Source organism: Halomonas sp. HG01 (genome assembly GCF_000968715.2).
Lineage (GTDB): Bacteria > Pseudomonadota > Gammaproteobacteria > Pseudomonadales > Halomonadaceae > Halomonas > Halomonas halophila.
Window position 1 is genome coordinate 2,165,939 of record NZ_CP022134.1, and the last position, 26,086, is coordinate 2,192,024.

22 protein-coding genes are annotated in these 26,086 nt (G+C 69.1%); 3 read left to right on the forward strand and 19 right to left on the reverse strand.

Annotated elements, in window-relative coordinates; all coding sequences use genetic code 11:
- Positions 1-45: 45 nt before the first annotated feature.
- Positions 46-1,326: an MATE family efflux transporter gene (locus UN84_RS10245; RefSeq protein WP_046080519.1), complete on the reverse strand. Its 1,281-nt coding sequence runs from the start codon at positions 1,324-1,326 to the stop codon at positions 46-48.
- Between the two features lie 120 nt (positions 1,327-1,446).
- Complete coding sequence (locus UN84_RS10250; protein WP_237022305.1) at positions 1,447-3,276, reverse strand: putative bifunctional diguanylate cyclase/phosphodiesterase; 1,830 nt, start codon at positions 3,274-3,276, stop codon at positions 1,447-1,449.
- A gap of 198 nt (positions 3,277-3,474) precedes the next feature.
- Between UN84_RS10250 and UN84_RS10255 the strand changes: the two genes are divergently transcribed.
- On the forward strand, positions 3,475-4,266 hold the full coding sequence (locus tag UN84_RS10255; RefSeq protein ID WP_046080233.1) for a 2OG-Fe dioxygenase family protein: 792 nt from the start codon (positions 3,475-3,477) through the stop codon (positions 4,264-4,266).
- Between the two features lie 90 nt (positions 4,267-4,356).
- On the opposite strand, the gene UN84_RS10260 is transcribed toward UN84_RS10255, so the two are convergent.
- The 17 genes from UN84_RS10260 to leuC all read right to left on the reverse strand — a co-directional run bounded on the left by UN84_RS10260 (position 4,357) and on the right by leuC (position 23,373).
- On the reverse strand, positions 4,357-4,941 hold the full coding sequence (locus UN84_RS10260; RefSeq protein ID WP_046080232.1) for a YceI family protein: 585 nt from the start codon (positions 4,939-4,941) through the stop codon (positions 4,357-4,359).
- A 27-nt stretch (positions 4,942-4,968) separates the two neighbouring features.
- Entirely contained in the window at positions 4,969-5,547 is a 579-nt protein-coding gene (locus tag UN84_RS10265) for a cytochrome b (protein ID WP_046080231.1), read from the reverse strand.
- Between the two features lie 141 nt (positions 5,548-5,688).
- A complete protein-coding gene (locus tag UN84_RS10270; RefSeq protein ID WP_046080230.1) occupies positions 5,689-6,885 on the reverse strand; it encodes an O-succinylhomoserine sulfhydrylase in 1,197 nt (398 codons plus the stop codon).
- A 12-nt stretch (positions 6,886-6,897) separates the two neighbouring features.
- Entirely contained in the window at positions 6,898-8,418 is a 1,521-nt protein-coding gene (gene purF, locus UN84_RS10275) for an amidophosphoribosyltransferase (protein ID WP_046080229.1), read from the reverse strand.
- Between the two features lie 58 nt (positions 8,419-8,476).
- Positions 8,477-9,040, reverse strand: a complete 564-nt coding sequence (locus tag UN84_RS10280) for a CvpA family protein (RefSeq protein ID WP_046080228.1) — start codon at positions 9,038-9,040, stop codon at positions 8,477-8,479.
- The gene (locus UN84_RS10285; protein ID WP_046080227.1) at positions 9,037-9,756 is read right to left on the reverse strand and encodes an SPOR domain-containing protein; all 720 of its coding nucleotides are present in this window, start codon (positions 9,754-9,756) and stop codon (positions 9,037-9,039) included. Before UN84_RS10285 ends, UN84_RS10280 begins: the two co-directional genes overlap by 4 nt.
- Positions 9,753-11,099, reverse strand: coding sequence for a bifunctional tetrahydrofolate synthase/dihydrofolate synthase (folC, locus tag UN84_RS10290; RefSeq protein WP_173834994.1), 1,347 nt, complete (start codon positions 11,097-11,099; stop codon positions 9,753-9,755). The genes UN84_RS10285 and folC overlap by 4 nt, the downstream gene beginning before the upstream one ends.
- A gap of 7 nt (positions 11,100-11,106) precedes the next feature.
- Positions 11,107-12,090: an acetyl-CoA carboxylase, carboxyltransferase subunit beta gene (gene accD, locus UN84_RS10295; RefSeq protein ID WP_046080226.1), complete on the reverse strand. Its 984-nt coding sequence runs from the start codon at positions 12,088-12,090 to the stop codon at positions 11,107-11,109.
- Between the two features lie 72 nt (positions 12,091-12,162).
- A complete protein-coding gene (gene trpA, locus UN84_RS10300; RefSeq protein ID WP_046080225.1) occupies positions 12,163-12,966 on the reverse strand; it encodes a tryptophan synthase subunit alpha in 804 nt (267 codons plus the stop codon).
- Between the two features lie 9 nt (positions 12,967-12,975).
- Positions 12,976-14,190: a tryptophan synthase subunit beta gene (gene trpB / locus UN84_RS10305; RefSeq protein ID WP_146908206.1), complete on the reverse strand. Its 1,215-nt coding sequence runs from the start codon at positions 14,188-14,190 to the stop codon at positions 12,976-12,978.
- Positions 14,191-14,248: 58 nt separating this feature from the next.
- Positions 14,249-14,890 (reverse strand): phosphoribosylanthranilate isomerase, encoded by a 642-nt coding sequence (locus tag UN84_RS10310; protein ID WP_046080222.1) that lies wholly within the window; start codon positions 14,888-14,890, stop codon positions 14,249-14,251.
- The gene (gene truA, locus UN84_RS10315; RefSeq protein ID WP_046080221.1) at positions 14,883-15,830 is read right to left on the reverse strand and encodes a tRNA pseudouridine(38-40) synthase TruA; all 948 of its coding nucleotides are present in this window, start codon (positions 15,828-15,830) and stop codon (positions 14,883-14,885) included. The genes UN84_RS10310 and truA overlap by 8 nt, the downstream gene beginning before the upstream one ends.
- A gap of 7 nt (positions 15,831-15,837) precedes the next feature.
- A complete protein-coding gene (locus tag UN84_RS10320; RefSeq protein ID WP_046080220.1) occupies positions 15,838-18,354 on the reverse strand; it encodes a type IV pilus assembly protein FimV in 2,517 nt (838 codons plus the stop codon).
- A gap of 287 nt (positions 18,355-18,641) precedes the next feature.
- The gene (gene asd, locus UN84_RS10325; protein ID WP_035596079.1) at positions 18,642-19,754 is read right to left on the reverse strand and encodes an aspartate-semialdehyde dehydrogenase; all 1,113 of its coding nucleotides are present in this window, start codon (positions 19,752-19,754) and stop codon (positions 18,642-18,644) included.
- A gap of 165 nt (positions 19,755-19,919) precedes the next feature.
- Complete coding sequence (leuB, locus tag UN84_RS10330) at positions 19,920-20,999, reverse strand: 3-isopropylmalate dehydrogenase (protein ID WP_046080219.1); 1,080 nt, start codon at positions 20,997-20,999, stop codon at positions 19,920-19,922.
- Between the two features lie 262 nt (positions 21,000-21,261).
- On the reverse strand, positions 21,262-21,915 hold the full coding sequence (leuD, locus tag UN84_RS10335; RefSeq protein ID WP_046080218.1) for a 3-isopropylmalate dehydratase small subunit: 654 nt from the start codon (positions 21,913-21,915) through the stop codon (positions 21,262-21,264).
- A gap of 3 nt (positions 21,916-21,918) precedes the next feature.
- Positions 21,919-23,373, reverse strand: coding sequence for a 3-isopropylmalate dehydratase large subunit (leuC, locus tag UN84_RS10340; RefSeq protein ID WP_046080217.1), 1,455 nt, complete (start codon positions 23,371-23,373; stop codon positions 21,919-21,921).
- Positions 23,374-23,595: 222 nt separating this feature from the next.
- Here leuC and UN84_RS10345 point away from each other — a divergent pair, with 222 nt between their 5' ends.
- Both UN84_RS10345 and UN84_RS10350 read left to right on the forward strand, forming a co-directional pair.
- Positions 23,596-24,492, forward strand: coding sequence for a LysR family transcriptional regulator (locus UN84_RS10345; protein ID WP_046080216.1), 897 nt, complete (start codon positions 23,596-23,598; stop codon positions 24,490-24,492).
- A gap of 110 nt (positions 24,493-24,602) precedes the next feature.
- Positions 24,603-25,934 carry a hypothetical protein gene (locus tag UN84_RS10350; protein ID WP_046080215.1) on the forward strand — a complete coding sequence of 444 codons (1,332 nt, stop codon included), beginning with the start codon at positions 24,603-24,605 and terminating at the stop codon, positions 25,932-25,934.
- Positions 25,935-26,086: the final 152 nt, after the last annotated feature.

Below are 26,086 nucleotides of genomic sequence, written 5' to 3' on the forward strand. Positions count from 1 at the left end.
GTTAATTAAACAAAAACCACCATAAACAGAAAAAACCACTACCCGTCATCCGGCCGCCTGGCGCCGCGGGCTGGCGAGGGTACGACGCAGCAGTCCCCAGGCCGCCAGACCGGCCAGCAGATTGCCCAGTGCCGCCCCCAGCGCCAGGCCCGGCAGGCCGCCCAGCCAGGCGCCGAGCCCCAGGCACGGCAGGTAGAACGCGAACAGCCGCGCGGCGGACATCATCATCGCCCGCAGCGGCCAGCCCAGCGCATTACCGGCGGAGACCACCAGCATGCAGACCCCGAGCGCGGCATAGCTCGGCGGCAGCCAGTGCAGCAGCACCGTCAGGTCCTCGCTCACCTCGGCGGAGCCGGCCAGAGCCGCGGCCACCCAGGGCGCGGCCAGCGCCAGCCCCAGCCCCAGCCCCAGCTGCCAGAGCACCGCCACCTTCAGCGCCAGGCGCATCAGGCGGTGCACCTGCGGCCAGTCGCCGGCGCCGTAGCAGCGCCCCAACCAGGGCGGCAGCGACATGGTCATCGCCAGCACCGCCATGAGCGACAGGGTCTCCAGGCGACTGGCCAGGCCCCAGGCCGCGACCTGGGACTCGCCGAGCCGGGCCACCACCGAGATCGCCAGCATCGCGGCCAGCGGCGGCATCAGCTGGCTGATCATGGCCGGCCCGGCGATGCCCAGGAAGGGCCGCAGCGACTGACTCGCCTCCTCCCACAGCCCCCCTGTGGCCAACCAGCCGGTGCCGGCCAGGCGCATGGCCATCACGCCGAGCCCCACCAGCATGGCCAGCACCGTGGCCCAGGCCGCGCCCGGCAGCCCCAGGCCCTGCCAGTTGCCGACCCCGAAGATCAACAACGGATCCAGGAGCAGGTTGGCCAGGCTGGTGATCACCATCAGCGAACCGGGCAGACGCGTGTTGCCGTGGGCGCGGAACAGGCTGTAGCCGAAATACAGCACCGCCCCCGCCCAGGCGGACAGCAGCTGGGGGCCCCAGTAGGCACGGATCAGCGCCAGAGACTCGGTTTCGGCACCCAGCCGCCGGAAGATCGGCGCCTGGCCCAGCCACAGCCCCAGCCCCAGCAGCGCGATGACCAGTGCCCCCACCACCAGCACCAGGCTGCCAAGGCGACGGGACCGCGCGGTCTCGCCGGCCCCCAGGGCCCGGGAGATCAGCGCGGCGATGGCGATGCCCATGCCCACCTGGACGCCGATGATCAGGAAGGAGAGCGGCAGGGTGAAGGACTGGGCGGCCAGCGGCGCGGTGCCGAGCCTGGCCACGAAGGCGCTGTCGATCAGCTGGAAACCCAGCAGAGACAGCACGCCGATGGCCATGGGCCAGGTCTGACGCCACAGCGTCACACCCAGCGAGGAAGAGGTAGCGTCGTTTCGCAACACAGGGACTCCGCGGGAATCGTCGAGGGCGGCCCATTCTACGCGAAGTTGCGACCCGTCTCAGGGGGCGTGCTCGAGCTGGCCGAAGAGCAGCCGCTGCACCTCGGCCACCGGCAGCGGCCGATGGAAATAGTAGCCCTGGACCAGATCGCAGCGCATCTCGCGCACCAGCGCCAGCTGCTCGCCGGTCTCGACGCCCTCGGCCACCACCTCCAGCCCCAGCCGATGGCCGATGAAGACCGCGGCCTCCATGATGGCACGATCCTCCGACTGCTGGGGTGCATCGCGAACGAAGGAGCGATCGATCTTGAGCGCGGTAACCGGAAACAGCTTGAGGTAGCTGAGCGACGAATAGCCGGTGCCGAAGTCGTCGATGGCGATGCGCACCCCGCGGTGATAGAGGCGCCGCAGCCGCATCAGCACGGCTTCGTTGGCCTCGATCAGCACGTTCTCGGTCAGCTCGATGCCGATGTCCTGAGGCTCGAGCCCGTGGCGCGCCACGCAGGCCTCCAGGCGCTCGAGCGTCTCCGGCGCCCGCACCTGACGCCCCGACAGATTGATGTCGATGCGCAGCGCCTCGACCCCCGCCGCACGCCAGGCCGCCTGCTGGCCACAGGCCTCCTCCATCACCCAGTCGCCGAGCCGTTCGATCAGCCCCGAGCGCTCGGCCAGGGGAATGAACTCGGCGGGCGAGACCGCCTCACCGTCGGCCGGCTCCCAGCGCAGCAGCGCTTCGAGATTCTCGATCCGGCCGCTCACCGCCGACACCTGGGGCTGATAGTGCAGGCTGAGCTCACGATTGGCGATGGCGTGCTCCAGCCGTTCGGCGAGCCGATGCTGGCGCACCAGCTCGTCGTGGAAATGCTGCTGGAAGCCCTGCAGGGCGCCCTGACCATCCAGCTTGGCGCGGTTCTTGGCCACGTCGGCGTTGCGGATCAGCTCCCAGGCCACCCGGCCGTGATCCGGGAAGGCGCTGAGCCCGAGGCTGGCAGTGACCGGGCGCGCGATGCCGTCCACCTCGAAGGGCCGGTCGAACGCCGAACGGATGTGCTCGACCACCGTGCGGCACGCTTCCGCCTCTCCCACGCCGGGAAAGGCCATCACGAACTCGTCGCTGGAAACCCGCGACATCAGGTCTCCGGCCCGCTGGCGATGGCGAAGCCGGCGTGTCAGCTCGATCAGGATCTGGTCGCCCTGGGCATAGCCGAGGGCATCGTTGATCTCGACGAAGCGATCGATATCCAGGTAGAGCACGGTCAGCGGCCGCCCTTGGCGCCGGCAGCGGTCGAGCAGCTCATCCAGGTCTGCCTCGAAGGCCTGACGATTGGGCAGGTGCGTCAGCTGATCGAAGCGGGTGGCGAAGGCCAGATCACGATGGGCCCGCTTCTGGTCGGACAGATCGACGTCGACGCAGAACATCAGCGGGTTGTCGGTGTGCTCGCCGAGCATCACGTGGTGGGAGAACACCGGTACCGGTTCGCCGCTGCGGTGGCGCAGCTCGAGCTCTTCTGCGGGAATTTCCTGGCCCTGCTCGACCCAGGCCCGGTGAGCCTCGATGACCGGCTGACGCATGGGACCGGGAATGATCAGGTTCTCGAGCAGGCGCCCCATGGCCTCCTCGGCCGGATAGCCGTAGAGCCGGACGCTGGCCTCGTTCCAGTAGATGACCCGACGCTGCCGGTCATAGCCCTGCACCGCCACGCGAGGCAGGCTCTCGAGCAGGCTGCGGAAGCGCTGCTCGCTCTCCTGATAGCGGCGCTGGACGAGGGCCACGTCGATCTGCGCGGCGTCCGAGCGGCGCTCGACCACGCGATCACACGCCCGCCCCAGCCAGCGCAGGATCCGCTGCCACGCGGCCTTACCCCGCTGCCCGCGATGAAACGGCCTCATGTGATGCGCCGCCCCACCAGCCTCCGATGTCTCCGGTCACTCAAGTGCACCTCCACGCGGCCCGATGAGCCGCCTCCACGACTGACCACCACTCCTGCTTTGACATTCTGAAACATTCCGACTCATTTGCTTACTGTTGACGATTTTTCTCGTCAACGGAAGCCCATCCCATTCAGACGTCAATCAGGAGAAAGTCTCATGAAACTCGACACCCTTAAATATGGTTTCGATCACACCACCATGCCAGCGGACCCGATGGCAGACTACTGGCCCCACGGCGTACAGGAAGACCTGGCCCGACAGGACTGGGCCCTGACCGAGCTGCATTCGGCGATCGACCTGGAAGCCTGGCAGGGTTTCACCGCCGACCTGCCGCGGGACCCCTACGTCAACCAGCGCTGGAAGCGGATGTCATGGCTGGCCCTCGACGCCGAGGAGCAGGTCAAGGACCTGGGCCACTGCCCGATGGCCCAGGGCGGCGCCTTCAACGACGCGGACAGCATGGCCGACCGGCTGCGCTACTACGAGCCGCTGACGCCCGAGTTCCTGGGCCGTGCCGACGTCCGCGCCTTCGTCCGTGCCTGGGCCCGGCTGTGGGGCATCCGGCCCGACGAACCCATCCTGATGCAGATCACCGGGGTGCGCGGCGAGGGCCACCTCGACCCGCTGCAGGGCCAGGGCATCCACGCCGACGGCTGCCAGGCGCTGAGCATCCTGGTGCTGAGCCGGGACAACGTGCTAGGTGCCGACAACCATCTCTATGCCGACAAGGCCGGCACCCGAGAGCTGGTGACGGCAACCCTGAGGCCGGGCGAGATCCTGCACCTGCGCGACGACCGGCTGTTCCACGGCGTCGACACCCTCAGCCAGCGCGACCCGTCGCAGCCGTTCGAGCGCTTCATCATCATCATCAACACGCGCTTCGTGGATGCCTTCCAGAATCGCATCCTGAGGCGCCACTTCCCGCAGGCGGTGCTCCATCAGTCATGATCCCGGCGCCCGCCCTGCCGGCCTGAAACGCAGCGACCCCGGCCACTGGCCGGGGTCGCTGTTTCACCGTATCGCCCCGGGGGCGATGCGTTACTGGCGAATGCCCTCGAAGGTCACGTACAGCTCGAGCTCGTGCATCGACTCCGGGAACTGCGACATGTCGATGCCGTAGTCGGAGAGCGTCAGGGTGGTGGAGCCCTCGAAGCCGGCGCGATAGTTGCCCCAGGGATCGTCGCCCTCGCCCAGCAGAGTCACCGGCATCTCGATGGCCTGGGTCTCGCCGTGCAGGGTCAGATCGCCGGTCAGCACGCCCTCGCCCTCGCCGGTAGGCTCGAAGCCGGTGGAAGCGAAGCTCGCGGTGGGATATTCGGCCGCGTCGAGGAAGTCATCGCTCAGGATGTGCTTGTCGCGCTCGGCGTGGTTGGTGGTCAGGCTGTCGACCTCGACCTCCAGGTTGGCGGATGACGCTTCCGGGTTCTCGGGGTCATAGCTGAACCCGCCGTCGAACTCCTCGAAACTGCCCAGGATGTAGGAGAAACCCAGGTGGCTGATCTTGAACTGCACGAAGGCGTGCTGGCCGTCGGTGTCGATGGCGTAGTCGGCGGCCTGTGCCTGGGCGAGCGGCACCAGGGACGCGGCGGCCAGGGCGGCGGTCAGGGCGGTCTTCTTGTACATCGCTAACTCCTTGCGTGACTCGATGGGTCAGTGGGAAGCGGACCCGCCACGGCGGCGAGCCCGAGTGTAACGAGGCGTGAGCATGCGCATCAGGGTGTCGTGGCGATCGACCCAGTGATGCTTGAACGCGACCAGGCCATGCCCGCCGGCCAGCACCATCAGCGCCAGGGCGGCGTACCAGTGCACCGTGCCGGCGAGACTCGCCTGGTTGGGCAATCCGGTCATCAGCGCCGGCACCTGGAAGAGCCCGAACACATCGATGCCGGCGCCTTCCGCGGTGGAGATCAGATAGCCGCTGACCAGCACCAGCAGCATCAGCGCGTAGAGGGCGATGTGGCCGACATGGGCGGCCAGGCGTTCCAGACGCGACCCGGGCAACGACGGCGTCGGCTGAACGGCGCGCCAGACGAGACGGCCCAGGGTCACGGCGAACACCAGCATGCCGAGGGAACGATGCCACCAGGGCGCGAGGTTGTACCAGGCATCGTAGTAGCCGAGCCCGGTCATCCACCAGCCCAGCACGAAGAGCCCGACGAAGGCCAACGCGCTCAGCCAGTGCAGCAGGATGCTGGTCCATCCCCAGCCGGTCGAAGTGTTACGCCACATGAGCGCTCCCGAATGCGTGTCACGGAGGAAGCAGACTACCCGAGCAAGACGGGCGATTCCGCTGAAAAAAGATGAACGCTTCGTTCGGAAATTCCGCATGCCGCCCCGCGGCGGCATGCGGAGGAAGCCGATGACGCCCGGCTAGATCAGGGCGTCGAGGCCCCGGGCCAGGTCGGCCCGGATGTCGGCGATGTCCTCGAGCCCCACCGCAATGCGGATCAGACCCTCGCGGATGCCGGCAGCGGCTTTCTGGTCGTCGGAGAGGCGGCCATGGGTGGTGGTACCGGGATGGGTGATGGTGGTCTTGACGTCGCCCAGGTTGCCGGTGATCGACAGCATCCGGGTCGCGTCGATGACCGACCAGGCGCCCTCACGACCGCCCTTGACCTCGACCCCGAGCACCGCACCGTAGGCCTTCTGCTGACGCGCGGCCAGCTCATGCTGCGGGTGGCTGGCCAGCCCACTGTAATACACCCGTTCCACCGCCGGATGCGCCTCGAGCCACTCGGCCAGCTGCAGCGCATTGGCGCAATGGGCCTTCATGCGCAGCCCCAGGGTCTCCAGGCCCTTGGTGAAGATCCAGGCGTTGAAGGGACTCATGCAGGGCCCGCAGGTGCGCACCACCCCGAAGACCTCCTGCAGCAGCGCCTCGGGGCCGACCACCGCACCGCCAACGGCACGGCCCTGGCCGTCCAGGTACTTGGTAGCGGAGTGAATCACCAGATCCGCCCCCAGCGCGATGGGCGTCTGCAGCGCCGGGGTCAGGAAGCAGTTGTCGATCGCCAGCCAGGCACCGTGACGATGCGCGAGCTCGGCCAGAGCCGGGATATCGCCCACCTCGGACAGCGGGTTGGACGGCGTCTCGGCGAACAGCAGCCTGGTGGCCGGCGTGATCGCCGCTTCCCAGGCCGCCAGGTCGGAGAGCTCGACGTAGCGGGTGGTGATGCCGAACTTGCCCAGATACTTGTCGAACAGGCTGACCGTGGAGCCGAACAGCGAGCGGGAGGCGACGATCTCGTCGCCGGCCTGCAGCAGCGCCAGGGCCGTGGACAGGATCGCCGACATGCCGGAGCTGGTCGCCACGCAGCGCTCGCCGCCTTCCAGGGCGGCGAGGCGGCGCTCGAAGGTCTGCACCGACGGGTTGGTGAACCGCGAGTAGACGTTGCCCGGCTCCTGGCCGCCGAACTTGCGCGCCGCCTCGGCGGCACTGCCGTAGACGAAGCTCGAGGTCGGAAAGATCGGCTCGCCGTGTTCCTGCTCGGCGGTACGATCATGCCCGGTGCGGATCGCCAGGGTATCGAGCCCCCAGTCGTCCGCCGGATTGGATTCGTCGTGCATGGCGCCTCCCTGTCAGTCGGTGTCGTCTTCCTGATTGTGCATGCCCACCAACGCGTGGTCACCGGCGCTCTGCTCCGACTTGGCATCGTCGTTGCGGCTGGCTTCCAGGGCGGCCAGATAGGCGTCGTCGATGTCGCCGGTGATGTAGCGGCCATCGAACACCGAGCAGTCGAACTCGTCCAGGGCCGGATTGATCTCGCGACAGGCGGTCTTCAGATCCTCGAGGTCCTGATAGATCATGCGATCGGCGCCGATCAGCTCGCCCACCTCGGCCTCGCTGCGACCGTGGGCGATCAGCTCGCTGGCCGCCGGCATGTCGATACCGTAGACGTTCGGGTAGCGCACGGGCGGCGCCGCGGAGGCGAAGTACACGTTCTTCGCGCCGGCCTCCCTGGCCATCTGGATGATCTGGTTGCAGGTGGTGCCACGCACGATGGAGTCGTCGACCAGCAGCACGTTCTTGCCCTCGAACTCGATGTCGATGGCGTTGAGTTTCTGGCGCACCGACTTCTTGCGCTGGGTCTGGCCGGGCATGATGAAGGTCCGCCCGATGTAGCGGTTCTTCATGAAGCCTTCGCGATAGGTCACCCCCAGGTGCTGGGCCAGCTCCAGGGCCGAGGTCCGCGAGGTGTCGGGGATCGGGATCACCACGTCGATGTCGTGCTCCGGCCACTCGTGCTTGATGCGATCGGCGAGCTTGCGACCCATCGCCATGCGGGTGCCGTAGACATAGGCACCGTCGAGCAGGGTATCCGGGCGCGCCAGATAGACGTGCTCGAAGATGCAGGGCGCCAGGCGCGGCGCGTCGGCGCACTGCTGGGTGTGGATCTCGCCATCCATGCTGACGAAGATCGCCTCGCCCGGGGCCAGGTCGCGATGCAGCTCGAAGCCACCCACGTCCAGCGCCACCGACTCGGAGGCGATCATCACTTCCTGGCCTTCACCTTCATCACGGCTGCCGAACACCACCGGGCGGATGCCGTTGGGGTCGCGAAAGGCCACCATGCCCACGCCGTTGATGATCGCCACCGCGGCGTAGCCGCCCAGGCAGCGACGATGCACGCGGCGCACGGCGTCGAAGATGTCGCCCGGCGCCAGGTGCGGCCCCTGCTTGCCCAGCTCGTGGGCGAAGACGTTGAGCAACACCTCGGAGTCGGAGCTGGTGTTGATGTGACGCAGGTCGGAGGAGAACAGCTCCTGCTTGAGCTGGTCGGCGTTGGTCAGGTTGCCGTTGTGGGCCAGCGAGATGCCGTACGGCGAGTTGACGTAGAACGGCTGGGATTCCGCCTCGCTGGAGGAGCCGGCGGTGGGATAGCGCACGTGACCGATGCCCAGGTTACCCTGGAGACGCGCCATGTGGCGGGTATGGAAGACGTCGCGCACCAGACCGTTGCTCTTGCGCAGCAGGAAGCGACCGTCGTTCCAGGTCATCATGCCGGCGGCATCCTGGCCTCGGTGCTGGAGCACCGTCAGGGCATCGTAGATCCCCTGGTTCACCGCCTGCTTGGCCATCAGGCCCACGATACCGCACATTACACCTTACCTCGCTTGCCTTGGTTGGGCGGCGCTGGAGCCGCCTCGATCGATCATGTCAGGGGGTGGCGACCTCGTTATCCCGTGCCTGCGACGGCATCAGGGAGACGGGGTCGCCGAGGGATTCGGGGGAGACCGGCAGCCGCCCTTCCCAGGCGGCCAGGCGACCGACCGCCCAGTCCTTCAACTGCAGGAAGGGCGGCCGCAGGCTGGCCTGCTGCCAGGCCTCGAGTTGTTGCAAGGGGGTCAGGCCGATCAGCAGGGTCGCCACCACCAGGATGGCGCTGCCCTTGGCCAGGCCGAAGGCGGCACCGGCCACGCGGTTGAACAGGCCCATGCCGACCCACTCCACCGCCGCCTGGATCAGGCGGATGACCACGCCGCAGGCCAGAATGACGCCCAGCACCACCAGCACGAAGGCGAGGATCAGGCGACCGTCGGGGCTATCGATCAGGCCCTCGAGCCGGACGGCCAGGGGCTCGGCCAGCCAGCGCGCCGCCAGCAGCGCCACCACCCAGGCCGCCAGGCCCAGGGCCTCGCGCACCAGGCCACGTACCAGCCCGGCGATGCCGGTGACGGCGAGCACCGCCACGAACACCCAATCCAGCCAGGTCAGGGTCACTCGGCCTCCACCAGCAGTCCCTGGAGATTGAGGTCGGCCTTGAGCTCGCTCATCGCCTGCTCGGCGACCTCACTACGGGCATAGGGCCCGACGTACACGGTGGTCAGATCGTTGTTGCGCGGGCGGCGATAGGCCGGAAAGCCCTGCTCCTCGAGGCGCGCCTCGAGCCGCTCGGCGTTGGCCGGCTCACCGAAGCTGCCCACCTGCACCGCCCATTCGCCGCCGGAGACCGCCTCTCGGGTCGGTGCGTCCGAGGCCGCCATGCGCTCGTCGGCGGCACGGGCCAGATCGGCGATGGGGTCCGACGCGGGCGCATCGGCCTCTGAAGACTCGGCATCGCCAGAGGCCGACGCGACCTCCGTCGAGGCCTGTTGCGTGGTGTCCTGGACGGCCGGCGCATCGTCGCTATCGGAAGACGAGGCCTCGACCGACGCCTGCCCCGCCTCGACCGAGACGACGTCATCGGCGGATGACATCGCGTCGACACCGGATGCCCCCTCTTGCGCCGGAGACTCGGCGTTCGCCGACAGTTCCTCCGACGGCTCGGGCGCTTCGGGTTCGCGGTGTGGCACCTCGATCGGCTGCTCGATGCTCATGGTCGGCTGCGGGCGATCTTCCCGCGGCGCCGGGTCATCGAACAGCAGCGGCAGGAAGATCACCGCCAGGGCCAACAGGATCAGCGCTCCGCTGATCCGCTCTCGCCATCCGTACTTCATCTCGTTCCCTCGCTGCCGGCCTCCATGGCAGTCTGCGCCGGCTCGGCCCAGGCCGCCAGTACATCGGCCACGGTGAAGAAGGAGCCACACACCAGGACCCGGTCCGCCGGGCTCAGGCGCTCGCCCAGCCATGCCACCCCCGCCGCCGGGGAATCCGCCCGATGCCACACCGGCTGGCCGAGTGCCCCGAGGGTCGCGGCCAGCGCCTCGGCGCTACGCGCCCGATCGCCCTCGAGAGTGACCGGCAGCCAGGCATCGATGGCCGGCGCCAGGGCGCCGATCACGCCCTCGGCGTCCTTGTCGGCAAGCATGCCCAGCAGGGCGACGGTGCGCCCCTCGCAGGGCCGCTCGGCCAGACGCTGGGCAAGATACTCGGCGGCATGAGGGTTGTGGCCGACGTCCAGGCACCACTGCCCACGCCACTGCATGCGCCCGGGCAACTCGACGCCGGCCAGCGCTCGGCGGCAGGCCTCGGCCTCCAGCTTCCAGCCGCCCAGGGCAAACGCCTGCAGGGCGGTGGCGGCGTTGTCCAGCGGCAGCCCGGGATCGGGGAGCGCCTCGAGGCGCGCGACGGCGCCTTCGGCATCGTGCCCCTGCCAGGTCCAGCCGCCCTCGCCCGTCTCTCGGCAGGAAGTCTCGCCCCGGCATGCAACACGCGTGAATGCCGCCCCGAGGGCATGCACCTGGGCGCCCAGCGCCTCGGCGGTGGCGGCGACGCTTTGCGGAAGCGCCTGGCTGCCCAGCACCGCGGGACGCCCCGCGCGCATGATGCCGGCCTTCTCGCGGCCGATGACCTCGAGATCGTCGCCCAGATAGGCGGCATGATCGCGAGCGATGGTGGTCACCACCGCCACGTCGGCGTCGAGCACGTTGACCGCATCCAGGCGACCGCCGAGGCCGACCTCGAGGATGGCGAGTTCCGGCGAGCGTTCACGGATGGCATGCAGCGCCCCCAGAGTGCCGGCCTCGAAGTAGGTCAGGCTGATCGGATCGCCGTCGAAACGCGCGGCCTCGACGGCCTCGAAGCCCGCCACCAGCTCGGCATCGCCGGCTTCCGCGCCGTCGAGGCGCAGCCGTTCGTTGTAGCGCAGCAGATGAGGCGAGGTGTAGGTGGCGGTGCCGACCCCGTGCTCCCGGGCCAGCGACTCCAGCATGGCGACAGTGGAACCCTTGCCGTTGGTGCCGGCCACGGTGATCACGCGCCCGGCGATGGGGCCGCCGAGCAGCCCCATGCGGCGGGCGACCTCGGCCACCCGTTCCAGGCCGAGGTCGATGCTCACCGGATGCGCCGCTTCAAGCCGCGCCAGCCAGTCCCCGAGGGAAGCGGAAGGAGCCTCGTTCATGGCGCCATCAACGCTCGGCGTCCTGACGCGGCTCGGCGCCGTCGTCCGCCGGCTCGACCGGGGCATCCTCGGCCTGCTGAGCGGTATCGACCAGATCCGGCTCGGCGGCCTCGGGCGCGTCGGCCGGGCCATTGGCGGGCTGGTGGGTCAGCTTGCGCAGCACGCCGCCGAGGCGCTCACGCATCTCGTGGCGATGGACGATCATGTCCACGGTGCCATGCTCGAGCAGGAACTCGCTGCGCTGGAAACCTTCCGGCAGCTTCTCGCGCACGGTCTGCTCGATGACCCGCGGGCCAGCGAAGCCGATCAGGGCGTTGGGTTCGGCGACGTTGAGGTCGCCCAGCATCGCCAGCGAGGCGGAGACGCCGCCGAACACCGGGTCGGTGAGCACCGAGATATAGGGCACGCCGGCCTGCTTGAGCTTCTCCAGCGCGGCGGAGGTCTTGGCCATCTGCATCAGCGAGAACAGCGCCTCCTGCATGCGTGCACCGCCCGAGGCGCCGAAGCACACCAGCGGCACGCCCGCGTCCAGGGCCTGCTCGGCGGCGCGAACGAACTTCTCGCCCACCACGGCGCCCATGGAGCCGCCCATGAAGGTGAACTCGAAGGCCACCGCCACGACCGGCATGCCGTCCAGCTGGCCGCGCATGGCCACCAGCGCATCCTTCTCGCCGGTGGACTTCTGGGCCGCGGTCAGACGGTCCTTGTACTTCTTGGAATCACGGAACTTGAGGCGGTCGACCGGTTCGAGATCGGCCGCGATCTCCTCGCGACCTTCCTTGTCGAGGAACCAGTCGAGGCGCTTGCGCGCGGTGAGACGCAGGTGATGCTCGCACTTGGGACAGACGTGGTGGTGCTTCTCGAGTTCCGGCAGGTAGAGCACCCCGTCGCACTTGGGGCACTTGCGCCACAGGCCGTCCGGCACGCTCGAACGGCGGTCCTTGCGCTGAATGCGGCCCACCGAGGGCACGATCTTGTCTAGCCAGCTCATGTCAGAAACGCTTCCATTTTTGCGGTCGCCCCCTCCGAGCGGGGCGACTGTCGAATCGATATTCGGGGTCCGTCAGGCGTCCAGGGCCTGGCGCATCTCGCTCAGCACGGCTTCCAACTTGGCGGGAATCGCCGCCGGGCGCTCGGCGTTCTCGGCGATGCGCGAAACCAGGGCACTGCCGACGATCACGCCGTCGGCCACTCGGCCGACCTCGGCGGCCGAGGCGCCATCGCGGATGCCGAAGCCCACGCACAGCGGCAGGTCGGTCATCTCGCGCAGTGGGGCCAGATGCTCGGCCACGTCCGCGGCATCGACGCTGGCGCCTCCGGTGACACCCTTGAGCGAGACGTAGTACAGATAACCCTCGCCATGGGCGCATATTGTAGCGGCCCGGGCACGGGAAGTGGTAGGGGCCACCAGGAAGATCGAGGCCAGACCGCGCTCCTTGAGCACCGGCCCCATCAGGTCGGCCTCCTCGGGTGGCATGTCGACGAGCAGCACGCCGTCGATGCCGGCGTCGCGAGCGGCGTCGGCGAAGGCCTCGAGCCCCATGCGCTCGACGGGATTGAGATAGCCCATCAGCACCACCGGGGTCTCGGCGTCGTCGCGCCGGAACGCCCGCACCATCTCGATCAGGTCGGCCAGGCGCACGCCGTGCACGAGGGCGCGCTCGCAGGCCTTCTGGATCACCGGGCCATCGGCCATGGGATCGGAGAACGGCACGCCCAGCTCGATGACGTCGGCGCCGGCGCGCACCAGGGCGTGCATGAAGCCCACGGTGTGCTCGGGCGCGGGGTCGCCGGCGGTGATGTAGGGAATCAGCGCGCGGCGCCCCTCTTCCTTCAGCGCGGCGAAGCGTTGGTCGATACGATTCATCGGTGTCCCCTAGAGTTCGATGCCGTCGAGCTTGGCGACCGTCAGGATATCCTTGTCGCCGCGTCCGGAGAGGTTGACCACGATATGCTGGTCGGGCCGCATCTGCGGCGCCAGCACCCTGGCATGGGCCAGCGCATGGGCCGACTCCAGCGCCGGCATGATGCCCTCGACGTGGGTCAGCTCACGGAAGGCCTCGAGCACCGCCTCATCGTCCGCCGCCACGTAGTTGACCCGGCCCACGTCCTTCCATAGCGCATGCTCGGGCCCCACGCCCGGATAGTCGAGCCCGGCGGAGATCGAATGGGTGTCGCTGACCTGACCGCCCTCGTCGGACATCAGATAGGTGCGATTGCCGTGCAGCACGCCACGTGGCGCCCCGGAGGCCAGCGGTGCGGCGTGACGGCCGGTGGCCACGCCATCACCACCGGCCTCGACGCCAACCATGGCGACCCCGTCGTCCTCGACGAAGGGATAGAACAGCCCCATGGCGTTGGAGCCGCCACCCACGCAGGCGATCAGCGCATCGGGCAGGCGACCGAACTCCTCCAGCGACTGGCGGCGCGCCTCGCGGCCGACCACGGCGTTGAAGTCGCGCACCAGCATCGGATAGGGATGCGGCCCGGCCACGGTGCCGATGATGTAGAAGGTGTCGTCGACGTTGGTCACCCAGTCGCGCAGCGCCTCGTTCATGGCATCCTTCAGGGTACGGGTGCCCGACTCCACCGGAATCACGTTGGCGCCGAGCAAGCGCATGCGATAGACGTTGAGCTTCTGTCGCTCGACGTCCTCGGCGCCCATGTAGACCTCGCACTCGAGCCCCAGACGCGCCGCCACGGTGGCGGTGGCCACGCCGTGCTGGCCGGCGCCGGTCTCGGCGATCACCCGCGGCTTGCCGCTCTTCTTCGCCAGCAGCGCCTGACCGATGGTGTTGTTCACCTTGTGCGCGCCGGTGTGATTCAGGTCCTCGCGCTTGAGCCAGATCTGGGCGCCGCCCAGCCGCTGCGACCATCGCTCGGCATGATAGAGCGGCGAGGGCCGACCCACATAGTGGGCCAGGTCGTGGTCGAATTCCGCCTGGAACGCCGGATCGTCGCGCAGCTGCGCGTAGGTCTTGTCCAGCTCTTCCAGGGCGAAGCTCAGGGTCTCCGAGACGAACCGCCCGCCGTAGGGGCCGAAGTGGCCGCGGGCATCCGGCAGCCGGGTCAGGTCGCTGAACTTGCTCACAAGGACACCTCACAGGATCGCCAACAGGGAATGGTCGTGAATGCGTCGGCCGCGGGAGTCAGCCATCGGCGTGCCGGACCGCGCGGAGAAAGTCGGCCATTTCCGCGCCGCCCTTGATGCCGGGCGCGGTCTCGATGCCGCCGGAGACATCCACCGCCAGAGGGCGCACCGCGGCGATGGCCTCGGCCACGTTGGCCGGCGTCAGGCCTCCGGCGAGAATAACAGGTTTCGCCAGGCACGCGGGGATGCGCGACCAGTCGAAGGTCTCGCCGGTGCCGCCGGGCACGCCGGGGCGATAGGCGTCGAGCAGCAGCGCCCGGGCGCCTATGTAGTCGCGGGCCGCGGCGTGAACATCCAGGCCGTCGCGCATGCGTAGCGCCTTGATCCAGGGCCGGGGCGCGGCCGCGCAGAACGCCGGCGTCTCCTCGCCGTGGAACTGCAGCAGGTCCAGGTGCTCGGCGGCCCGGGCCACCAGCGCCTCGTCGGGGTCGACGAACAGCCCGACCCGGGTGACGAAGGCCGGCACCCGGGCGGCCAGCGCGGCCAGCCGCTCGAGGCCCACCGCCCGCTTGCTGCCGGGCCACAGCACGAAGCCCAGGGCATCGGCCCCCGCCGCCACCGCGGCGTCGACGTCCTCGGGGCGGGTCAGGCCGCAGAACTTGACCCGGGTGCGGCCGAGGGCCGCGCCATGCTCAAGCATCGTCGCCCTCCTCCGCCGCCAGCGCCGCCGCGGCATTGGCCGCCCGGGAGCGGTCGCGCCGGTAGGCGGCCATGGGCGAATCGGGCACCGCCCGCTCGCCGCTCCACTCGCCGAGGAAGGCCAGCAGATTGGGGCCCAGCGGCTCGGCAGGCAGCTCCCAGCTCTCGTCGAAGAGGCAGTCGACGAAGTGGAGGCCGTGAGCCGGCGCGGTGACGTCGCCCAGCGTACGATCGCGCAGGGTCAGCAGCCGGCCGATGTGGCCCTCGTCCTGGGCCCCACGCCCCACCGACATCAGCGCCCCGGCGATATTGCGGATCATGTGGTGCAGGAAGGCGTTGCCCTGGACGTCGATGACCACCAGCGGGCCGTAGCGATTCACCTCGATGAAGTGCAGGTGACGCCAGGGCGTCGTCGACTGGCAGCCGGCGGCGCGAAAGGTGGAGAAGTCGTTCTCGCCGACCAGCGCCTGGGCGGCGCGGTGCATGGCCTCGGCGTCGAGCGGATCGCGACACCAGGTCACGTTGTGGCGCTCGAGCACCGGAGGGCTGGTGCGATTGAGGATCACGTAGCGATAGCGCCGCGCCAGTGCCGAGAAGCGAGCGTGAAAGTCGTCGGCCACAGGCTTGACCCAGCGCACCGCGATATCACGGGGCAGGTTGGCGTTGGTGCCGAACACCCAGGCCTTCTCCGAACGCAGCGAAGGCGGGTCGAAGTGAATCACCTGGCGGGTGGCGTGCACGCCGGAGTCGGTGCGGCCACTGCACATCACGGAGACCGGTGCGGCGGCGACGCGAGACATCGCCTGTTCCAGGGAGGCCTGCACCGAGGCGCTGTGCTTCAGGCGCTGCCAGCCGCAGTAGGCGGTACCGTCGTATTCCACGGCCATGGCCAATCGGCCGCGAAGGGGTTGCTTGTCGTCGAGACGATGAAAGAAGGTCATGCGTTCTTCATGGCTGATGGCGGTCGAGCAGGTCGCGCGCCTCTTGCCGGGCGGCGGCGTCGTTGGACGCCTCGAGGAAGCGCTCCAGCATGACGCGCGCCTCGCGAACCTCGCCGACCTCGAACAGGTGGCGTGCCTCGTCCAGGGTGGCGATCGCGGGCGCCGCGTCGTCGGGACCATCATTATCCCCGGGCAGCGGCGGGAACGCCACCTCCTCGACCTCCCACGAATCCGCGTCACGGCCGCCCCCGCCGACCGGCGTGAACTCGACCTGCGGCTGGCTCGGCGTTTCCTCCCGGGGTGCGACCGGCTCCAGCGGTGGCGGCCGGTAGTCGATGACCTGGCGGCCGTCTTCCTTGGTCCGGGTCGCCACCTGGGGCATCTCAGGCTCCGAGGCCGACGCCGGGGCCTCCGGTGCGGCATCTGGCTCGCCGTCCTGCTCCGGCTCGAATGACGTTTCGAACGACGCCTCATCGTCCTGTCGCCCGTGATCGCTGGACGAACTCGCCTCTCCGGGTGCGGGCTCGATGACCGGCGGGCGATAGCGCGACAGGTCCTCCTGTGCCGCCTCCGGGCGCTTCACACCGGCCTCCGGCTCGTCAGGCTCGGCAGCGGCTTGCGACTCGCCCCCATCGCCGAAGAGACGCGGCGGGCGCTCGTCGGCCGCACCGAAGACCGCACGCTCGATGGGCGCCTCGTCATCCTCGACGACCGGTCCCATCAGCCGGAGCACCTCGGCACGTGCCGACTCATCGCCGGAGGCCCGTAGATGCTCGGCCTGGGCCTCGGCGGCGGCGCGATCGCCCTGCTCCAGCTGCACCCGCATCAGCTTGAGGCGCAGATCCTGGCGCTCCGGCTCCCGCGCCACGCCGGCTTCCAGCAGTTCACGAGCCTGATCGTAGCGGCCATAGGCAATGAAGATATCGGCCTCGCTGATCGCCTCCGTCTCCGGCATGGCGTCACGCACCGAGCACCTGGGTACGCCGATGGCGTCGCTTCCGGCATTCGGCGAGGCCGGCTCGCCCGGCGGGCGTATGACCCGGTTCTCGCCGAAGGCGGCCGCCGGGCGCTGTGTCGACGGCGCGACCTCTTCCGCGCGACGCCGGCGCACCAGGCCCCAAAGCGCCAGCAGCAGCGCGACCGCCGCGCCGCCCAGCACCAGCGGCCGCCCGACCGCCCCCTGATAGAGCGCGCCCCACCAGGGGCGCGGCTGACCGGCCCCGCCATCACCAGCGCTCTCGGGCGGCGCCACGCCGCCGGTTCCCGCCGCATCGACACCGGTACCCCCGGCCGCCAGGGCCGCGACCCGGTCGCGCAGCGCGTCCAGCTCTTCGCGCAGCCCGCCGACCTCGGCCTCCAGCGCGTCGCGCTCGGCCTGCAACTCGGCCAGGGCCGAACGACTCTCCTGGAAGCGCTGCTCCAGACGCAACAGACGATCGCCATCGGTCAGCCCGCCCCGGGCGGTGATGTCCGCCAGCACTCCGGGATCGATCCGCTCGGCGGCGTCGGATGACGCCGGGGACGCGTCCTCTTCCGCGCTGCCGGCCTCACCGCTCGCATCGCCCCCGGCACCACCGGCGTCGACGCCGTGGTCACCCAGGCCGGCGGCGACCTCCGCGTCGGTCAGCAGGGTCAGCCGCGGCGCCTGATCCCGCGAGGCCTCGCGTGGCGCCCCAGGAGACGCGACCGCGGTCTCGTCGGCGACCGCCTCGGGCGTCTCGCCCCCGGAGGTATCCACCTCGGCCATGGCCGGCTCGGCGGAGCCCAGCGACACCGGTGCCGGCGCCCCACCGCCGCGGCTGGCCCAGGCGCTGTTCATGGCCTGCACCAGCTCGGCCGACCTCGCTGGCGAACGCACGGCGATCGCCTCGCGGGAGGGCACGGTCAGGGTGAAGCCGGCACGCATCTCATTGATGTTGCCGCTGGGGAAGACCTCGGGATTGGCCTCGACCAGCGCCAGCATCATCTGGTTCATGCCGATGCCGCTGTCGGGCCGCAACCGGTCGGCCAGCATCCACAGGGTATCGCCGCTGCGCACCCGAGCCGGATCGACGCCCCCGCCGGCCGACACGGCTCGCGCCGGCGAGGACGTCGCGGCCCCGCTGCCCTCGACCAGCGCCGGCATGGCGGCATAGTCAGGCGGGTCGAGCAGCAGCGTCACCTCCTGCAGCTGACGACCGCCCGGCCAGTCGAAGCGCAGCAGCAGATCGACCCAGGGCTCGCGCACGGCACGCTCGGTGGTGAGCTCCAGCACCAGCCGCCCCTGGCGGCGCCGGACCGCCAGGTCGACGCTGGCCGCCAGCGGCGTGCGGGTCAGCCCCGCGGCACGATAGGCATCACCGTCGGCCACCGAGGCGTTGAGCCGGCCGACCTCGAGACCGCCGGTATCGGTCAGCGGAATGGTGGCGCGCAGCGGCACGTTGAGGGGCGAGACGACCTCGGCATTACCCAGCCCCAGGGCCAGCGCCAGCGGGCTGACCAGGAAAAGCGGGAGCAGTGTGGTGAGCGATAGCGTGCGTTTCATGGATCCCCTTGCAACCGCCCGGTCGGACGCGCTGGTACGCGGCCGAGGCAGAACGATAAAACGATGTCTGACTGACGGGTCTAACACATCCGGCTCGTTGGCAACGCCAGGCCACCCACGCCCGTCCCAGGCGGAATTCAACGTCACTCATTGATCCGTGACAGGGCGAGCCGCCCAACGACAGGCGGGGCGCCCCCGAAGGAGACGCCCCGCCAGGTCCGCCCACATGAAGCGGAAGGACATCCGCGATTCCGTCGCAAGCGCGATCAGGAAACCGGGGATGCCCCTTACTGCTCGCGCAGGATCTTGAGCATGCGCTTGAGCGGCTCGGCCGCGCCCCACAGCAGCTGGTCGCCGACGCTGAAGGCGGACAGGTATTCGCCGCCCATGGCCAGCTTGCGCAGGCGGCCGACCGGCACGGTCAGGGTGCCGGTGGCGGCGGCCGGGGTCAGGCCGTCGATGGTGGCATCCTTGTCGTTGGGGATCAGCTTGACCCAGTCGTTATGGGTTGCGATGCGCTCCTCGATCTCGTCGAGCGGCACGTCCTGGCGCAGCTTGATGGTGAACGCCTGGCTGTGGGAGCGCATGGCACCGATGCGCACGCAGAGACCGTCGATCGGCACCGGATTGTCCTGCAGGCCGAGGATCTTGTTGGTCTCGACGTTGCCCTTCCACTCCTCACGGCTCTGGCCGTTGTCGAGCTTGGAGTCGATCCACGGCAGCAGGCTGCCGGCCAGCGGCGCGCCGAAGTTGTCGGTCGGGAACTCGCCCGAGCGCATGGCCGCGGTGACCTTGCGGTCGATGTCGAGGATGGCGCTGGCCGGGTCGGCGAGCTCGTCGGCCACGCTGTCGCGCAGGCCGCCCATCTGATTGAGCAGCTCGCGCATGTGCTTGGCGCCGGAGCCGGAGGCCGCCTGGTAGGTCATGGAGGTCATCCACTCGACCATGTCGGCCTCGAAAAGCCCGCCCAGGCCCATCAGCATCAGGCTGACGGTGCAGTTGCCGCCGACGAAGGTCTTGGCGCCGCGGGCCAGCTGCTCGTCGATCACCTTGCGGTTGACCGGGTCCAGCACGATGGTGGCCTCGTCGGCCATGCGCAGGGTGCTGGCGGCGTCGATCCAGTAGCCCTTCCAGCCGCCGTTGCGCAGGTCCTCGTAGACCTTCTTGGTGTAGTCGCCGCCCTGGCAGGTGATGACCACGTCGAGGGCCTTGAGGGCCTCGAGGTCGAAGGCGTCCTTCAGCGGAGGCACCTCAACGCCGACGTCGGGGCCGGCCTGACCGACCTGGGAGGTGGTGAAGAAGATCGGCTCGATGCCGTTGAAGTCTCCATCTTCCACCATCCGCTGCATGAGCACGGAACCCACCATGCCCCGCCATCCGACGAAACCGACTTTCAACATGTGAAGTCCTCCAGAAAGAATTGAACCCGTTAGTCTACAGAAAAAAGCGTGCCCTAACAGCGAGCGCCCGGTTGTCGAGATCGCGACACGAAATGGCAGGAAAACGCACGCTTCCTGCCACTTTCATCGCCTCGACCGCTTCGGCGACGCGCTGCCGTCAGGCGATCAGAGCGCCTCGAAGGCCGCCAGCACGGCGTCGCCCATCTCGCTGGTGGAAACGCGGTGGGCGCCCTCGGCGGCGATATCGGCGGTGCGCAGGCCATCGTCGAGCACCTTGCCCACGGCGGCCTCGATGCGCTCGGCCAGCTCGGGCTCGCCCAGCGAGTAGCGCAGCATCATGGCCACCGAGAGGATGGTGGCCAGCGGATTGGCCAGGCCCTGGCCGGCGATGTCCGGGGCGCTGCCGTGGCAGGGCTCGTACATGCCCTGGCCGGATTCGTTGAGCGAGGCCGAGGGCAGCATGCCGATGGAGCCGGTGAGCATGGCGGCGGCGTCGGAGAGGATGTCACCGAACATGTTGCCGGTGACCACCACGTCGAACTGCTTGGGCGCGCGGACCAACTGCATGGCGGCGTTGTCGACGTACATGTGCGACAGCTCGACGTCCGGGTATTCCGGCGCCAGCCGCTCCATGACCTCGCGCCACAGCATGGTGACCTCGAGCACGTTGGCCTTGTCGACGGAGCACAGCTTCTTGCCCCGCTTCTGGGCCATCTCGAAGGCGACGCGACCGATGCGCTCGATCTCGGCCTCGGAGTAGACGTAGGTGTTGTAGCCGACCCGCTGGCCGTCGCGCTCCTCGATGCCACGCGGCTGGCCGAAGTAGATGCCGCCGATGAGCTCGCGCACGATCATGATGTCGAGACCGGACACCAGCTCGGGCTTGAGGCTGGAGGCCTCGGCCAGCTGCGGGTAGAGCAGCGCCGGGCGCAGGTTGCCGAACAGGCCGAGCTCCTTGCGCAGGCCCAGCAGGCCCTTCTCGGGACGCTTGCTGATGTCCTCGAGCTTGTCCCACTTGGGACCGCCCACCGCGCCCAGCAGCACGGCATCGGCGGCCCGGGCCTTGGCCAGGGTACTCTCGGGCAGCGGCGAGCCCTCGAGATCGTAGGCGGTGCCGCCGACCGGCGCTTCCTCGACCTCGACGTCGAGGCCGCGGGCCTGGCAGGCGGCCAGCACGCGGCTGGCCTGGGCGGTGATTTCCGGGCCGATGCCGTCGCCCGGGAGAACCAGAATCTTGCGTGTCATCGTATCTTCCTTGCTGGGAAAGCGGAGCTGACTCGGAGGCAGGCCGCCGAGGAGGCGCTGTGAACCCATCCCTGGGCGCTACCGGCGCCATCCATGGCGCAGGACCTCCTCTCTGACCTGCCTCCGACGCTCCGCCGTCATATCTCTGAGAAACGAGCCGGTCGACAATCAGGCGAGGTGATCTCAGAAAGAGTCGCCTCAACCATGGCAAAAAACCCTCGCGCCAACTCGACCCGGCGCCCCTCGCGTTCTGTATCCCGCCTCAGGCGCCGACCTCATCGCGGAACAGCCAGGGACGCGCGGCGCGATGCTGCTGTTCGAAGGCGCGGATGGCGTCCTCGTCCTGCAGGGTGATGCCGATGTCATCGAGCCCCTCGAGCAGGCAGTGCTTGCGGAAGGCGTCGACCTCGAACTCGAGGACCTCGCCGGACGGCGTGATGATGCGCTGGGACTCGAGATCGACGTCGAGGCGATAGCCTTCCTCGGCCTCGGTCTCGCGGAACAGCCGGTCGACCTGCTCCTCGGGGAGCTTGATCAGCAGGATGCCGTTCTTGAAGGCGTTGTTGTAGAAGATGTCGGCGAAGCTCGGCGCGATCACCGCCCGGAAGCCGAAGTCGGCCAGCGCCCAGGGGGCGTGCTCGCGGGAGCTGCCGCAGCCGAAGTTCTGGCGCGCCAGCAGCACGCTGGCGCCCTTGTAGCGCGGCTGGTTGAGCACGAAGTCCGGATTCAGCGGACGCTGCGAGCAGTCCTGCCCCGGCTGGCCCTCGTCCAGATAGCGCAGTTCATCGAACAGGTTGACGCCGAAGCCGGTGCGCTGGATCGACTTCAGGAACTGCTTGGGAATGATCAGGTCGGTGTCGACGTTGGCGCGATCCAGCGGCGCGACCAGGCCCTGGAGACGTTCGAATTTCTGCATGGCTCAGGCCTCCTGCTGCTGGGTGGCGTCATTGGCGGCGCCGAGGTCGCGCACGTCGACGAAGTGGCCGGCGATGGCGGCGGCGGCGGCCATGGCCGGGCTGACCAGATGGGTACGCCCGCCGTAGCCCTGGCGACCCTCGAAGTTGCGATTGGAGGTCGAGGCACAGTGCTCGCCGGCGCCGAGCTTGTCGGCGTTCATCGCCAGGCACATGGAGCAGCCCGGCTCGCGCCATTCGAAGCCCGCCTCGCGGAAGATCGCATCGAGCCCTTCCGCCTCGGCCTGCTGCTTCACCAGGCCGGAGCCCGGCACCACCATGGCCAGCTTGATAGAATCAGCGACCTTCTTGCCGCGCGCCACCTTGGCGGCCTCGCGCAGGTCCTCGATGCGGGAGTTGGTGCAGGAGCCGATGAACACCTTGTCCAGGCGGATGTCGGTGATCTTCTGCTTCGGCGCCAGCCCCATGTACTCCAGCGCACGGCTGATGCCGGTGCGCGCGGTGTCGTCGGCGGCCTCGGCCGGATCCGGCACTTCGCCGCCGATGCCGGTGACCATCTCGGGGCTGGTGCCCCAGCTGACCTGCGGCTCGATGTCGGCGGCGTTCAGGGTCACCACCTTGTCGAAGTCGGCGCCTTCGTCGGACACCAAGCCGCGCCAGTCGGCCACCGCGGCCTCCCACTGCTCGGCGCTGGGCGCGTAGTGGCGGTCCTTGAGGTAATCGATGGTGGTGTCGTCCACGGCGATCAGGCCGACCCGGGCACCCGCCTCGATGGCCATGTTGCAGACCGTCATGCGGCCTTCCATGGACAGCTCGCGGATGGCGCTGCCGGCGAACTCGATGGCGTAGCCGGTGCCGCCGGCGGTGCCGATCTCGCCGATGATGGCCAGCACCACGTCCTTGGCGGTGACGCCGACGCCGAGCTCGCCCTCGACGCGCACCTGCATGTTCTTCATCTTCTGGGCCAGCAGGCACTGGGTGGCCAGCACGTGCTCGACCTCGGAGGTGCCGATGCCGTGGGCCAGCGCCGCGAAGGCGCCGTGAGTGGCGGTGTGGGAGTCGCCGCAGACCACGGTCATGCCAGGCAGGGTCGCGCCCTGCTCCGGGCCGACCACGTGCACGATGCCCTGGCGCGGGTCGTTGATGCGAAACTCCTCGATGCCAAACTCGTTGCAGTTGTCATCGAGGGTCTGGACCTGAATCAGCGACACCGGATCATCGATACCGGCGTTGCCCTCGGCACGTTCCTTGAGAGTGGTCGGGACGTTGTGGTCCGGCGTCGCCAGGTTGGCGTCGATCCGCCACGGGCGGCGGTTCGCCAGGCGCAGGCCTTCGAAGGCCTGGGGCGAGGTCACTTCGTGGAGCAGCTGGCGATCGATGTAGATCAGGGCGGTACCGTCGTCGCGCTCCTTCACCAGGTGCTGCGACCACAGCTTGTCGTAGAGGGTCTGGCCTGCCATCTCGTTCTCCCGGGCGCTGGGCCCTGTGCGTGTCCGGTCGGTCTGTGGCGCCGCCGACGATCCATGGTCTGTCTCGGTCGGGGCGCATGGCGCTATTTCTGTGCGTTGCGCTTTGGCGTGAGTGTCCCGCGACGCGCACATAAAAGCAATTCATGTTATTTATTCGAAGGATTCCATAAAGGAATACAGAGTTCCCCCTTCGCCCACAACGCTGGAGCCCGAATGGATACCCAGAGCCTGCAGGCCTTCCTCGCCGTGGCCGACGGCGGCAGCTTCTCCCGTGCCGGCGAGCAGCTGCATCTCACCCAGCCGGCGGTCAGCAAGCGCATCGCGGTGCTCGAGGATCAGGTCGGGGCGCGACTGTTCGACCGCATCGGCCGCCGGGTGACGCTGACCGAGGCCGGCCGCCTGCTGCTGCCCCGGGCCCGGCAGATCCTGGTGATGGTGGACGACAGCCGGCGTGCGCTGGGCAACCTGGACGGCCAGGTGGCAGGCAGCCTGACGCTGTCCACCAGCCATCATATCGGCCTGCACCGGCTGCCGCCGCTGCTCAAGGACTATACCCGCCAGCATCCCGAAGTGCGGCTCGACCTGCGCTTCGAGGACTCCGAGCAGGCCTACCAGGGCGTGCTCGACGGCACGCTGGAAATCGCCGTGGCCACCCTGGCCCCGCATCCCGACGCCCAGCTCCAGGTAGTGCCGGTGTGGATCGACCGGCTGTGCTTCGTCTGCGCCCACGATCATCCCCTGGCCGCGCGCGGCCCGCTGGCCCTGAGCGAGCTGTGCGACTTCGATGCCGTGCTGCCGGGACCGCTGACCTTCACCCGCGGGCTGATCGAGTCGCGCTTCGCCGCCGCCGGCCTGCGCCTGCCGGTGACGCTGTCCACCAACTACCTCGAGACGCTGAAGATGATGACCGCCATCGGCCTGGGCTGGAGCCTGCTGCCGGAAGGCCTCGCGGCCGGAGAGCTGCACGTGCTCGAGGTGGATCACCCGCCGATCCGGCGCCCGCTGGGCTATCTGGTGCACCGCAGCCGCACCCTCTCCAACGCCGCCCGGGCGATGCTCGATCGCCTCGAGGCCGCCCGTGAAGGCGCGGCACTGCAGTGGCCGACATAAGATGGCGGCCGGAGCAGCCAACTTGAAGGCTGCCGCTGGCCTTGCTTAGGATGCTATTTTCCGTCGAGCTTCCGAGCGAAGCCTGTCTTCTCGCCTGCCAGGACCCCGTAATGCCCGCCCAGACCGAAGCAGTGACCTCATCCGGCGTCGGCCTCCGCCATGCCCTGGCCGGCCTGGCGATCCTGGTCGGGCTGCTGTCGCGCATCGCGGGCCTCGCCTGGCTACCCGCCGCCGAAGCGCTGACCGGGCCGGCGCTGTGGCTGGGCACCGCCCTGCTGTGGCCCGACCTGCCTCGCCGCAACCGCCGCCAGGCGGGGCTGCTGGCGGGCATCGGCGTCGGCCTGCTGCTGTTCGCGGCGTTCGTCTACGGCGCCCGGGTGGACTGGCCGCACCTGCTGGACGCCAACACCCAGGTGGTAGCGATGCTGGTGGGGGTCAGCTTCATCGGCCTGATCGGCAATCGTCGCGGCCGATCGCGTCCTTCGGGGCCGCCGGTCACCGGGCGTCGCGGCCTCGCCGGCACCTGGCTCGGGGTGCACCTGCTCGGCACCATCCTCAACCTGTCGACGGTGTTCATGGTCGGCGACCGCCTGGCGCGTCGCGCGCCGCTGACCACGCCCCAGCTGCTGGCGCTCAACCGCGGGCTGTCCAGCGCCGCGCTGTGGTCGCCCTTCTTCGCCTCCATGGGCATCGTCATCACCCTGGCGCCGGGCATGGACTACGCCACCGTGCTGGCCCACGGCCTGCCGCTGGCGCTGTGTGCGGGACTGGTAACCCTGATCGAGCTGCCGCGGCGCTTCGACCTGACCGACACCGCCGGCTTCTCGATGGCGCCGAGGAGCCTGCTGCTGCCGGTGGTGATGGCCGCGCTGGTGATGGGCTTTCACTTCGGGCTGACGCCGGGGCTCTCCATCGTCGCCATCATCACCTTCCTGATGCCCGGTGCGGCGCTGGCGGCCAACCTGCCCCGTGGCCTGCACTGGACCGCCGGTCGCCTGCGCCAGCACACCCTGACCCGACTGCCGGCCATGCGCGGCGAGATCTCGCTGTTCCTGTGCGCGGGGCTGCTGACCCAGGGACTGTCGACGCTCGCCGACGCCGCCACCGAGGGCGGCTGGACGCTGTTCGCACACTTCGGCATGGGCGAGGCCATAATGAGCTTTCTCGCCATCGTGGTCAGCGCCGTGGCCGGGCTGCACCCGATCATCGGCGTCTCGGTGCTGGCCTCGGTGCTGGACCTGGCGGCGTCGGAGCAGACGCTGTTCGCCTTCGTCGCCCTGGCGGCCTGGGCGGTGGGCACCAGCGTCGGGCCGCTGTCGGGGATCAACCTGTCGCTGCAGGGGCGCTATGGCGTCAGCGGCGGGCTGATGATGCGAGAGAATCTGCGCTACGCGCTGATCATGGCGACGCTGGTGGTGGGAATGATCACCTGGCTGGCGTAAGGCGCGCCAGAAAGGCCTACGCTCGGTTATACGGCGTTAAAAATCGCCTCGTGCGCGAGCCCGGTCGGAATACTCATTTACACAAAGTAAACTCGCACGCGAGCCCGGTCCGCCTCCTCGTTGATTTTTGCCTTGCGACCCACAGGGAGGTG

What these genes read in the sequence shown, in the direction of transcription:
- UN84_RS10270 (WP_046080230.1), bottom strand. Translation starts at nt 6,885, where the DNA reads ATGCACGACGAATCCAATCCGGCGGACGACTGGGGGCTCGATACCCTG.
- trpA (WP_046080225.1), bottom strand. Translation starts at nt 12,966, where the DNA reads ATGAATCGTATCGACCAACGCTTCGCCGCGCTGAAGGAAGAGGGGCGC.
- UN84_RS10260 (WP_046080232.1), bottom strand. Translation starts at nt 4,941, where the DNA reads ATGTACAAGAAGACCGCCCTGACCGCCGCCCTGGCCGCCGCGTCCCTG.
- UN84_RS10265 (WP_046080231.1), bottom strand. Translation starts at nt 5,547, where the DNA reads ATGTGGCGTAACACTTCGACCGGCTGGGGATGGACCAGCATCCTGCTG.
- leuD (WP_046080218.1), bottom strand. Translation starts at nt 21,915, where the DNA reads ATGCAGAAATTCGAACGTCTCCAGGGCCTGGTCGCGCCGCTGGATCGC.
- UN84_RS10345 (WP_046080216.1), top strand. Translation starts at nt 23,596, where the DNA reads ATGGATACCCAGAGCCTGCAGGCCTTCCTCGCCGTGGCCGACGGCGGC.
- UN84_RS10245 (WP_046080519.1), bottom strand. Translation starts at nt 1,326, where the DNA reads ATGGCCATCGGCGTGCTGTCTCTGCTGGGTTTCCAGCTGATCGACAGC.
- purF (WP_046080229.1), bottom strand. Translation starts at nt 8,418, where the DNA reads ATGTGCGGTATCGTGGGCCTGATGGCCAAGCAGGCGGTGAACCAGGGG.
- leuC (WP_046080217.1), bottom strand. Translation starts at nt 23,373, where the DNA reads ATGGCAGGCCAGACCCTCTACGACAAGCTGTGGTCGCAGCACCTGGTG.
- accD (WP_046080226.1), bottom strand. Translation starts at nt 12,090, where the DNA reads ATGAGCTGGCTAGACAAGATCGTGCCCTCGGTGGGCCGCATTCAGCGC.
- UN84_RS10320 (WP_046080220.1), bottom strand. Translation starts at nt 18,354, where the DNA reads ATGAAACGCACGCTATCGCTCACCACACTGCTCCCGCTTTTCCTGGTC.
- UN84_RS10285 (WP_046080227.1), bottom strand. Translation starts at nt 9,756, where the DNA reads ATGAAGTACGGATGGCGAGAGCGGATCAGCGGAGCGCTGATCCTGTTG.
- leuB (WP_046080219.1), bottom strand. Translation starts at nt 20,999, where the DNA reads ATGACACGCAAGATTCTGGTTCTCCCGGGCGACGGCATCGGCCCGGAA.
- UN84_RS10250 (WP_237022305.1), bottom strand. Translation starts at nt 3,276, where the DNA reads ATGAGGCCGTTTCATCGCGGGCAGCGGGGTAAGGCCGCGTGGCAGCGG.
- UN84_RS10310 (WP_046080222.1), bottom strand. Translation starts at nt 14,890, where the DNA reads ATGCTTGAGCATGGCGCGGCCCTCGGCCGCACCCGGGTCAAGTTCTGC.
- UN84_RS10255 (WP_046080233.1), top strand. Translation starts at nt 3,475, where the DNA reads ATGAAACTCGACACCCTTAAATATGGTTTCGATCACACCACCATGCCA.
- truA (WP_046080221.1), bottom strand. Translation starts at nt 15,830, where the DNA reads ATGACCTTCTTTCATCGTCTCGACGACAAGCAACCCCTTCGCGGCCGA.
- UN84_RS10350 (WP_046080215.1), top strand. Translation starts at nt 24,603, where the DNA reads ATGCCCGCCCAGACCGAAGCAGTGACCTCATCCGGCGTCGGCCTCCGC.
- asd (WP_035596079.1), bottom strand. Translation starts at nt 19,754, where the DNA reads ATGTTGAAAGTCGGTTTCGTCGGATGGCGGGGCATGGTGGGTTCCGTG.
- folC (WP_173834994.1), bottom strand. Translation starts at nt 11,099, where the DNA reads ATGAACGAGGCTCCTTCCGCTTCCCTCGGGGACTGGCTGGCGCGGCTT.